Origin of the sequence: Pantoea sp. NGS-ED-1003, from assembly GCF_000738765.1 — a bacterium.
Classification (GTDB): domain Bacteria; phylum Pseudomonadota; class Gammaproteobacteria; order Enterobacterales; family Enterobacteriaceae; genus Pantoea; species Pantoea septica.
Genome location: NZ_JPQA01000001.1, coordinates 200,367 through 210,095 on the forward strand (window position 1 = coordinate 200,367; position 9,729 = coordinate 210,095).

Below are 9,729 nucleotides of genomic sequence, written 5' to 3' on the forward strand. Positions count from 1 at the left end.
CTCCTTAATGCTGCGCCGCGGTGCGGCTCTGCCACGCGCGTCCGAGGCGCGACTCCGCCCGACGAAACGCCTGATTAGACAGCAGCGTCAGCACCAGATAGCAGGCGCCGCCGACCAGGTAAAAGGTGAAATAATCGCGGGTGGAACCGGCCGCGACCTGGCTGGCGCGCATCAGTTCGACGATGCCGGTCACCGAGACCAGCGCCGAATCCTTCAGGCTCATCTGCCAGACGTTTGACATGCCGGGCAGGGCGTAGCGCACCACCTGCGGCAGCAGAATGCGCTGCGCGATGCGCCAGCGCGGCATGCCGATCGCCACCGCCGCCTCCACTTCGCCTTTGGCCAGCGCCAGGCGCGCCGCGCGATAGACTTCGCCCTGATAGGAGCCGGAGATGAGCCCGATCGCCAGCGCGCCGATCAGGAACGGCGGCGCCTCGATAAAGCCGTCCGCGCCGAAGAGCTGGCCTACCAGCGTAATCAACCCGGAGCCGCCGAAATAGAACAGGTAGATCACCAGCAGTTCCGGAATGCCGCGAAACACCACCGAATAGCTCTCGCCCAGCCAGCGCAGCCAGCGCTGGGGAGAGAGCTTGGCGGCCGCCACGCCGGAGCCGACCACGGCGCCGATGATTAGCGCCGCCAGCGACAGCAGCAGCGTGGTGCAGGCGGCGCTCAGGATCAGTCGGCCCCAGCCGTCCGGGCCAAAACTCAGCAGGCTCATCATCTCTTACCTCTCTTACGGGGTGACGTCGGTTTTAAACCACTTTTCGCTCAGCTTTTTCACCGTGCCGTCGGCCAGCGCGGCATGAATCGCTTCGTCGAGTTTGGCTTTAAGATCGTTGTCGGCCATGCGCACGCCCATCGCTTCGCCTTCGCCCCAGATCGGACCGCCCAGCTGCGGACCGCTAAAGCTCAGGTTGGCGTTCTCTTTGCGCGCCAGCATCGACTGGGCGAAGGTGACATCATCGAACACCGCGTCGATGCGGCCCGATTGCAGATCGAGGATGGCGTCCGCCGACGAGGTGTATTCCCGCACCTCTGCGTCGCCTTTGAAGTATTTATCGATAAAGGGGGTATAAACGGTGCCGGAGGCGATGCCGATGGTTTTGCCTTTCAGCGCCGCTTTGAGCGGGGCGATCGCCGCGTTGATCGCGGCCTGGTCGTCGTGCAGCTTAATGATATGGCTATCGGCCGGCAGCAGCGGGTTATCTTTGCTGGTAATAAAGGTGGCGGGCGTAGAGGCGTACGGCGTGGTGAAGCTGACCACTTTTTTCCGATCTGGCGTAATCACGATCGCATCCATGATCACATCATATTTGCCGGCATTGAGTCCGGCGATCATGCCGTCCCAGTTCTGCACCACCAGCTTGCACTGAACGCCCATGCGCTTGCAGAGGTCTTCCATCAATTCTGGTTCAAAGCCGCCCAGCTTGCCGCCCGGCAGCGTCAGGTTCCAGGGTTCATAGCTTCCTTCGGTCGCTATGGTAATCGATTTCCACTCTTTGGCCTGCGCGGCCGCGCCGCTCAACATCAGCGTGGCGAAAAGGGTGGTAAGGCAAAAAAGGCGAACGGGTGCGCGTTGCGTCATGCGGCTTCTCCTGGTGAGTAATCGATTCAGGCCATCTCATGGTGAAATCTGTGCAAATGACATTTCATGTATATACAAGTAAATCCGTTCTGATACATCGTTGATTTGCCCAGTTTGTGAGCATCACTTGATAAAATTTTGTTAAATGCAGAGCAGGATTAACTTGTACATACAAGTAGCAAAAGTTGTGCCAGCAAACGGGCAGGCGAAACCGGTAAAACAGGCGCAAAAGCAGAGGCCATACCGCGCTTCTGCACGGAAAAAGCGCATGGCTGCATGAAAAAAGTGCAAAAGAGGCGCAGCGGAAGTTAATGCGAGCCGCTTATTTATTTTCATCTTAAGGTCAGCTTAATCATAGAGATGAACCTTAAGTTTTCAGGCGTTATGAGGTGCGCGCTGTCGGCGTTATGCCGACTTAAGCCAGACTGGCAGCAGAAAATGCTGACTTTTATTGATAGTTAGAACCTTTTCCAGCGATAGGTTTTACTGATGTATCAATTTATTTCAGGATATTTAATAGTGTATTTACGATGCAACTTTTACTCAGTAACCATGATGAGCAGCTTTTACTACCTTACTCTGGAATGCGATCCCTCTGGCTGTTTTGTTCTGCATACCAAAGCCTGTACACGGCTTCCCGACGTGGCGCTACGGGTATTTATCGGCACGTTTTATCATCCACGCGACGCGCTGCTGACCGCAAAAAACAGAAAGGTGAATACAAAACCCTGCCGCGAATGTCTGAAGGATATTTGCCGTTAAAGGCGGCGCTGGCCGCTACGCTAAAAAGAACCCAGCGTCAGCCAGTCTGTTGTTAAAGGCTACTGTACAGGATGCTAAGGAACGGAAATGATTGCTCGCTTTGCCACTCTGAAACGCATACCCGGCGGCGTATGGATTATCGGCTTCGTCAGTCTGCTGATGGATATCTCCTCCGAGATGATCCACAGCCTGCTTCCGCTGTTTATGGCCACCGCGCTCGGCACGCCGGTAGTGATTATCGGTCTGATCGAGGGCATTGCCGAAGCGACCGCGCTATGCGTTAAGGTCTTCTCCGGCGCAATCAGCGACTACATCGGCAAACGCAAGGGGCTGGCCGTGGTGGGGTATGGCCTGGGCGCGCTCAGCAAACCGCTGTTCGCCCTGGCGTCGACCTCCGGCATGATTTTCAGCGCTCGCATGATCGATCGGCTGGGCAAAGGCATCCGCGGCGCGCCGCGCGATGCGCTGGTCGCCGATGTCACGCCGCCTGAAATTCGCGGCGCCGCCTACGGTTTGCGTCAGGCGCTCGACACCACCGGCGCCTTTCTGGGGCCGCTGCTGGCGGTCGGGCTGATGCTGCTGTGGAACAACGATTTCCGGGCGATTTACTGGGTGGCCGTCATCCCGGCGTTTCTGGCGGTCGCTTTGCTCTTCTTCGGCTTAAAAGAGCCGCGCGCGCCGGTGACCGCCCCGCGCTCCAGCCCGGTTAAGAAAGAAAATCTTAAGCGGCTGGGCGCAGAGTGCTGGTGGGTGATCGGCCTGGGCGGGGTATTTACCCTGGCCAGATTCAGCGAGGCTTTTCTGGTTCTGCGGGCGCAGGAAGTGGGGATCGCGCTTGCGCTTATACCGCTGGTGATGGTGGCGATGAATGTGGTTTTCTCACTTACCGCTTATCCCTTTGGCCGACTCTCCGACAGCATGAGCCATCGCCGTCTGCTGCAGGCGGGACTGGTGGTGCTTATTCTGGCTGACGTGGTGCTGGCGCTCAGCCACAGCTGGGCTGGCATTATTGCGGGTGTGGCATTGTGGGGCGTGCATATGGGCATGACGCAGGGTCTGCTCAACGCCATGATCGCCCGCACCGCGCCTGCCGACCTGCGGGGCACGGCGTTTGGGTTCTTTAGCCTGCTGAGCGGCGTCGGCGTACTGCTCGCCAGCCTGGGCGCAGGGCTGCTGTGGGAGCTCTGGGGCTCCGCGTCGACCTTTTTCGCCGGCGCGGCGATCTGCGTTTTCACTTTGCTGCTCACCCGTTTCGCGCCCGAACGCGCCTGAGGAGCGGATATCCCTCTGGCGCAGAGGCTGCTACCTGGCCAGAGCCGCCGCGCCGCTACTGAAAAAAGCGCAGCAGCGCGGCGCTCAGCTCTTCAGGCGCCTCTTCCGCCATATGATGACCGCTGTTAATCGCGTGGCCGCGCACATCCGGCGCCCAGCGCCGCCAGATGGCGAGGATATCGCCGTACAAATCTTCCAGATCATCCTGCTTCGACCATAAACATAAGGTTGGGCAGGTGATAAGACGTCCGGCCTGGCGATCCTGCGCCTCATGATCTCTGTCTATCGACAAGCCTGCGCGATAGTCCTCAATCATCCCGTGCACGGTGGCGGGATCGTGAATGGCTTGCCGGAACGCCTGATACTCCTCATCTCCCATCGCTTTCGGCTGCGGACCGTACCATTCGTCCGGATCGGCCAGAATCGCCCGTTCAGGCTTTTCAGGCTGGGCAAAGAAAAACCAGTGATACCACTGACGCGCAAACCTCTCGTTACAGCGTTCCAGGGCTTCAAGGATCGGAACAGAATCGAGAAGCGCGAGGCGAGTGATGCTGTCGGGATAATCGAGCGCGGCGCGATAGGCCGTATAACTCCCTCTGTCATGGCCGGCCAGCGCAAAGCCAAGATGGCGCATCAGCTCAATGCAGTCCTTCGCTTTCGCTCGTTTGGCAGAGCCTGCGTGATCCGGTAAATCAGCAGGTTTTGACGAGTTGCCGAAGCCGCGCAGGTCTGGGCAGACCACAGTAAAGAACTTAGCCAGCTGCGGCGCGACTTTTGACCAGGTGACATGGGTGCGGGGATGGCCATGCAGCAGCATAAGCGGCGGACCGCTTCCGCCATAGCGTACGTTGATTGTCGCGTCGGAAAGCGCTATTTCTGTATGAATAAATCCTTCAAACATATTTATTTTCCTGGCAGGCGGATTGTACAGATTATAGTCACGGGCGGCAGCGATCCATCTGGAGCATAAAGAGAGGCGGCAATGGAATTTCAGCATATGCGTATCGCCAGGCCGGTGAGCCTGCTGAGCAAAAGCGGTGAGATGTACGTCAGCGGGCTGGATCTGCAGATCATCGGCGAATTTCGCGATCACGAGGGATTTAGCGGCTGTATGTTAGGGCGCGACGATTTGCCCTGGCATCTTGAATTTACGCAGTGTCATTTTCATCCGGTCACGCCGTCTCCGTCTGCCGAAGATCTGCTGGTGCTCTACGTGCCTGACCAGGCTAGCTGGGCGAGGCGCTGCACGAATATGGATCAGGCTGGCTTTGTCAGGGTGATATCGTTCAATCCCTACTGGGACAGAAGAGGCGTGACATTCCAGGATGTCGATGGCTATCGCGTTGTGATTCAGCAGATGCGCTGGGGCGAGCGCTGATGCGCCACTGCCGAGATAATCAACCGACAGAGAAAAGAATAAGGAAAAGCGATGAGGGTGAGACGCGCGCGACCTGACGAAGCGGAACAATGCTGGCTTGTCAGAAATTTGGCTATCCGCGACGGGTGCCGCAACAGCTATAAGCCCGAGATCCTTCAGGCCTGGACGCCAGATGGGATGCCTGAAAGTTATCTCGAGGTAATCAGAGCGAACCCCTTCTTCGTGATTGAAGGGCCGGATAGCCGCCCGGTGGCAACGGGTTTTCTCGACCTCTCTTCCGGCAGTGTCGAGGCAATTTTTACCTTGCCCGAACACGCTGGAAAAGGGTTAGCTGGCAAGATTATCGAGGCGATAAAAGGCGAGGCGCGCCAGCGAGGGTTTACCCGACTCACTCTCGCCTCGACCCCTAATGCGCAAACCTTCTATGAGCGGCACGGCTTTAGCTTTGTGCAGGAAAATATCTATCCTTCCAGGCTCGCCCAGGCTGAACTGCGCTGCATCGATATGGCGATCGCGCTTTAAGCTCGATCGCGTCGCACTGGCAAGCCGCGCTTCACCGCCGGGCTCGCTTCATGACAACGGCCCGGCATGCTGGCGAAAATTAGATTTCGTCTGGTTTGATATTCGCCACCGGCGATAGCACGCTTTCCGGCAGGGCGCGCAGCGGCGCCTTCTGCGCGACGCGCGTCGGCCAGTCGTGGTTGGCCAGCGCCGCCTTGCCGATCGCCACAAAGTCGGCGCCTTGTTCAAGCTGCTCTTCAGCCAGGTCGCCGGTATCCAGGCCGCCGTTAACAATAAGTACGGTGTCCGGCGCCGCCTCGCGGGCGATAGCGGCAAAAGTCTGTTCGCCGTCGCTAAAGGCGGGTTGCCATGCCTGATATTCCGTCACGTGGATATAATCCACGCCCGCGGCCTGCAGCAGTGCGAACACTTTCGCGGCGCCCGCTTTGCCTTCTTTCCATTTGTGATGGAAATCGTTGACCTTGCCCTGCGAGATGCGCACGCCCAGGATAGCATCAGGCCCGATTTGCGCCCGCACCGCCTTAATCACCGCCAGCGTCAGGCCCAGGCGCGCTTCGATATTGCCGCCCCAGCGGTCGGTGCGCTGATTGGTATAGTCGGTCAGGAACTGATCGAGCAGATAGCCATTGGCGGAGTGGATCTCCACGCCGTCAAAACCCGCCGCGTTAACCGCGCGCGCTGCGCTGGCGGCAAAGGCGTCAATCGCCTGCTGGATTTGCTCCTCGCTCATCGCCTCCGGCAGCGCATAGTCGCCCTGACCGTGGTAAAAGCCGAGCTGCTGGCCGACCGGCTGCACAGCCGAAGGGGCAACGGTAGAGCGGCGATAGATATTGGCCTGCGAAAGCGCGCCGCCGTGGATAAGCTGCGCGATAAACACGGCGCCCTGGCTTTTCACGGCGTCGACCACCTTGCGCCAGCCCTCGACTTGCTCGTTGGTCACGATGCCAGGCTGAAACGCATAGGTCTGCGACCAGGCCTGGTCGACATAGAGTCCCTCTGAAATCACGCCGCCGAAACCGCCGCGCGCAAAGCTGGCGTAGTAGCGCTGCATTGTCTCGCCCGGCACGCCGGTTTCCGAAGCGGAGATGCGGGTCATCGGCGCCACCATGGCGCGGTTGTTAAAGGGGGTGGCGTTGATAACGCCGGCCGTAAAAAGTTTTTTAGCCATATCGGCAGGATCTCCTGAGTGATTATCTAATGAAGCTATTGTAATGCAGCGGCCAGCGGCGAATAATCGCCAAAATCGACAAGCTGTATAACGGATAACGTTACAATGGATTTAAAAAACGTTGAGATTTTCTGCAGCATCGCCGACACCGGCAACTTTACCGAGACGGCCAGACGGGTTAACGCAACGGCCATGACCATTTCGCGACGGTTAGCGCAGCTGGAGAGCGAACTGGGCGTGCGCCTGTTTCAGCGCACAACGCGCGCGGTATCGTTAACCAGCGAAGGCGAAGAATTTCTGCCCTATGCGCGCCTGATGCTGGAGGCAGGGGAAACCGCCAAAAGCCTGTTTAATTCAGCATCGCAGGGCGCCAGCGGGCTGCTGCGCGTGACGGCGGCGTCGGAATTCGGCAAGCGCCATCTGCTGCCGCTGCTGCCTGCGCTGATGGAGGCGAACCCTGCGCTGCGGGTCGATCTCAACCTGAGCGACAGCGTGGTCGATATCGTCGGGCAGGGCTATGACATGGCGCTGCGGCTGGCACCGCTGAAGGATTCAACGCTGATCGCCCACCGGCTCGCCGATAATCCACGCATACTCTGCGCCGCGCCCGGCTATCTGGCGCGCTATGGCCAGCCGACCAGCCTCAGCGCTCTGCAGCAGCATCGCTGCCTGAAAATTTCCGGGGTGGCGCACTGGATGTTCGAGCAGCACGGACAGGTGGTGAACTGCCCGATCGCCGCGCGCTTCAGCTGCAGCAGCGTCGAGGGCGTGCGGGAGATGTGCGTTGCCGGGATCGGCATTGCGCAGTTGACCTTTCTCGATGTTCGCGACGAGCTGCGCCGGGGAGAGCTGGTGGAGATTGCGCTGTCAGACGCCAGTCGACACGCGCTGGCGGTCTGGGCGCTGCTGCCGACCCGACAGTACATGCCTTATCGCACGACGCTGCTGCTGAAGGCGCTAAAAGCGGCTTTGCAGGAATTTGATGCCGGGCAAAACGGTGAAAATCCGCTTTAACGCCCGCCGGAAAGGTAACGCGATGTCGTACGACACAGTCTCGCTTTTCCCGCCTGAGGCAGTGCATCAGTGCCTGCTTTATTTATCAGTCGCGCCACGGATCATATTAAAAGAGAGGTAAACGTTAAGCGTTAATATCAGGCTGCCCACCAGTTAATTATCCATCAATATGCACTGCCATCTTTAATTCTCTCCATTTGAGTTAATTTATCATTTAACGCTTTGCTATAAAAAACCAGGGCGAGATTAATTTTTTATGCCTTTAACCGGAACTTTCTCATTGTTTCGGTGATATTCTGTGTCGCAGGGAAGAACGAATACTAACAATTAACTTAACTTAAGTTTTTGATGATGGCTAAATCAGGGATGTTACTGACGCTATGCGTCAGCTTATTGACAACTTCGGCTATTGCGGCGCCGTTAAATCCCGCCGACCGCGATTATATTCAAAATCAGCAGCAGCAGCGACTGAATCAGGATCAGCAGCAGCGCGACGCCCTGTGGCGCGCGGTGTCGCCCGAGAACGTGCCCGCTGCGGCCTCCTCGCCAGGCGGCCCCTGCTTTTCGATTCACGCCATCGATATTCGCCACGCCTCGCTGCTCTCTGCGCGCCAGCGGGAAAGGATTGCCGCGCCCTATATTAATCGTTGCCTTAACTTAACGGAAATAAACGCGCTGGTGCACACCATTTCCGACTGGTATATGCAGCGCGGCTATATTACCAGCAGGGCGTTCCTCACCGAACAGGATTTATCAAAGGGCGAACTGACCATTCCGGTGCTGGAAGGCAAACTGGATGAAATTCGTCTTGAGGGCCAGCATCCGCGCGCCCTGACGATGGCCTTTCCCGGCCTGGAAGGCAAAATCCTCAACCTGCGCGATATTGAGCAGGGCATGGAGCAGATTAACCGGGTGCGCAGCACGCCGGTGCAGATCGATATTCAGCCGTCGCCCAGAGCGGGCTATTCCGTGGTTAATCTCACCGCGAAGCCAGAATTTCCCCTGAGCGCCGCTGTGGGCTTTGACAACAGCGGGCAGAAAAGCACCGGCGTCGGCCAGCTCAGCGCCTCGCTCACCGGCAATAACCTGCTCGGGCTGGCGGACCGCTGGTTTATCAGCGGCGGACGCAGCAGCGCCTTCAGCGACTGGCGCGACGCGCAGAACCTGCAGGCGGGCGTCAGCGTGCCTTACGGCTACGGATTGCTCGACTACAGCTACAGCTGGAGCAGCTATCACAGCAGCTTCGTCAACAACGGCTTTACCTGGCTGAGCAACGGAGACAACGTTGCGCACCGCCTGAGCGGCTCCTGGGTGCTGTTTCGCAACGGCGATATTAAAACCGGCGTGCAGCTCGGCCTGAACCACTACAGCAGCCATAACTTCCTTAACCACACGCTGCTCTCCGGCAGCAGCCGCAAAATCACCAGCCTGCAGCTCGGGCTGAACCACACGCAAAAACTGCTCGGCGGCGTGGCGACGCTGAATCCGACCTTCAGCCGCGGCATGTCCTGGTTTGATGCCGAAAGCGACGCGGGCAAAAACAGCGAGCTGCCGAAGGCGCAGTTCCGCAAGTGGAGCCTGGGCGGCAGCTTTCAGCGCCCCCTGACGAACGATCTCTGGTGGCTCAGCAGCCTCTATGGCCAGTGGTCGCCCGACCGGCTTTACGGCAGCGAGCGCCTGACGCTCGGCGGCGAAAGCTCGGTGCGCGGCTTCAAAGAGCAGTATCTCTCCGGCGACGCCGGCGGCTACCTGCGTAACGAGCTCAGCTACCGCCTGTTCACGCTGCCGTTCATGGGCGAGGTCAGCGCGCTGGCCGCGGTGGACGGCGGCTGGCTGAAAAGCGACGCGCAGAACCGGGAAGCGACCGGCACGCTGTGGGGCGGCGCGGTCGGGCTCGGCACGCGCGGCCGTTACTTCTACACCCAGTACACCCTCGGCATTCCCCTCAGCTATCCCGGCTATCTGCAGCCGGATCGCGTCAGCATTTACGCCCGCGTCGGGCTGGTTTTCTAAGAGGCAAAGATT

General features: G+C 58.8%; 9 protein-coding genes. 5 read left to right on the plus strand and 4 right to left on the minus strand.

From position 1 onward, the window contains the following. Positions 1–4 precede the first annotated feature (4 nt). Positions 5–724: an ABC transporter permease gene (locus JS46_RS00960; RefSeq protein WP_033746906.1), complete on the minus strand. Its 720-nt coding sequence runs from the start codon at positions 722–724 to the stop codon at positions 5–7. Between the two features lie 12 nt (positions 725–736). Then, complete coding sequence (locus tag JS46_RS00965) at positions 737–1,588, minus strand: transporter substrate-binding domain-containing protein (protein ID WP_033746909.1); 852 nt, start codon at positions 1,586–1,588, stop codon at positions 737–739. 849 nt (positions 1,589–2,437) lie between these two features. On the opposite strand from JS46_RS00965, the gene JS46_RS00970 reads away from it, so the two are divergent. Beyond that, positions 2,438–3,622 (plus strand): MFS transporter, encoded by a 1,185-nt coding sequence (locus JS46_RS00970; protein ID WP_033746912.1) that lies wholly within the window; start codon positions 2,438–2,440, stop codon positions 3,620–3,622. A gap of 55 nt (positions 3,623–3,677) precedes the next feature. Here the strand turns inward: JS46_RS00970 and JS46_RS00975 are convergent, their stop codons facing one another. After that, entirely contained in the window at positions 3,678–4,619 is a 942-nt protein-coding gene (locus tag JS46_RS00975) for an alpha/beta fold hydrolase (RefSeq protein WP_235212953.1), read from the minus strand. Between JS46_RS00975 and JS46_RS00980 the strand changes: the two genes are divergently transcribed. Together JS46_RS00980 and JS46_RS00985 are read left to right on the plus strand one after the other, a co-directional pair. Then, a complete protein-coding gene (locus JS46_RS00980; RefSeq protein WP_033746917.1) occupies positions 4,605–5,000 on the plus strand; it encodes a prolyl endopeptidase in 396 nt (131 codons plus the stop codon). The two genes, JS46_RS00975 and JS46_RS00980, sit on opposite strands and share 15 nt — an antisense overlap. A 51-nt stretch (positions 5,001–5,051) precedes the next feature. After that, entirely contained in the window at positions 5,052–5,522 is a 471-nt protein-coding gene (locus JS46_RS00985; RefSeq protein WP_033746921.1) for a GNAT family N-acetyltransferase, read from the plus strand. Between the two features lie 79 nt (positions 5,523–5,601). On the opposite strand, the gene JS46_RS00990 is transcribed toward JS46_RS00985, so the two are convergent. Further along, complete coding sequence (locus tag JS46_RS00990; protein ID WP_033746924.1) at positions 5,602–6,690, minus strand: NADH:flavin oxidoreductase; 1,089 nt, start codon at positions 6,688–6,690, stop codon at positions 5,602–5,604. Between the two features lie 105 nt (positions 6,691–6,795). Here JS46_RS00990 and JS46_RS00995 point away from each other — a divergent pair, with 105 nt between their 5' ends. Both JS46_RS00995 and JS46_RS01000 read left to right on the plus strand, forming a co-directional pair. Continuing rightward, on the plus strand, positions 6,796–7,704 hold the full coding sequence (locus tag JS46_RS00995; RefSeq protein WP_033746927.1) for a LysR family transcriptional regulator: 909 nt from the start codon (positions 6,796–6,798) through the stop codon (positions 7,702–7,704). 348 nt (positions 7,705–8,052) lie between these two features. Then, complete coding sequence (locus JS46_RS01000; protein ID WP_033746930.1) at positions 8,053–9,717, plus strand: ShlB/FhaC/HecB family hemolysin secretion/activation protein; 1,665 nt, start codon at positions 8,053–8,055, stop codon at positions 9,715–9,717. The last annotated feature ends 12 nt before the right edge of the window (positions 9,718–9,729 follow it).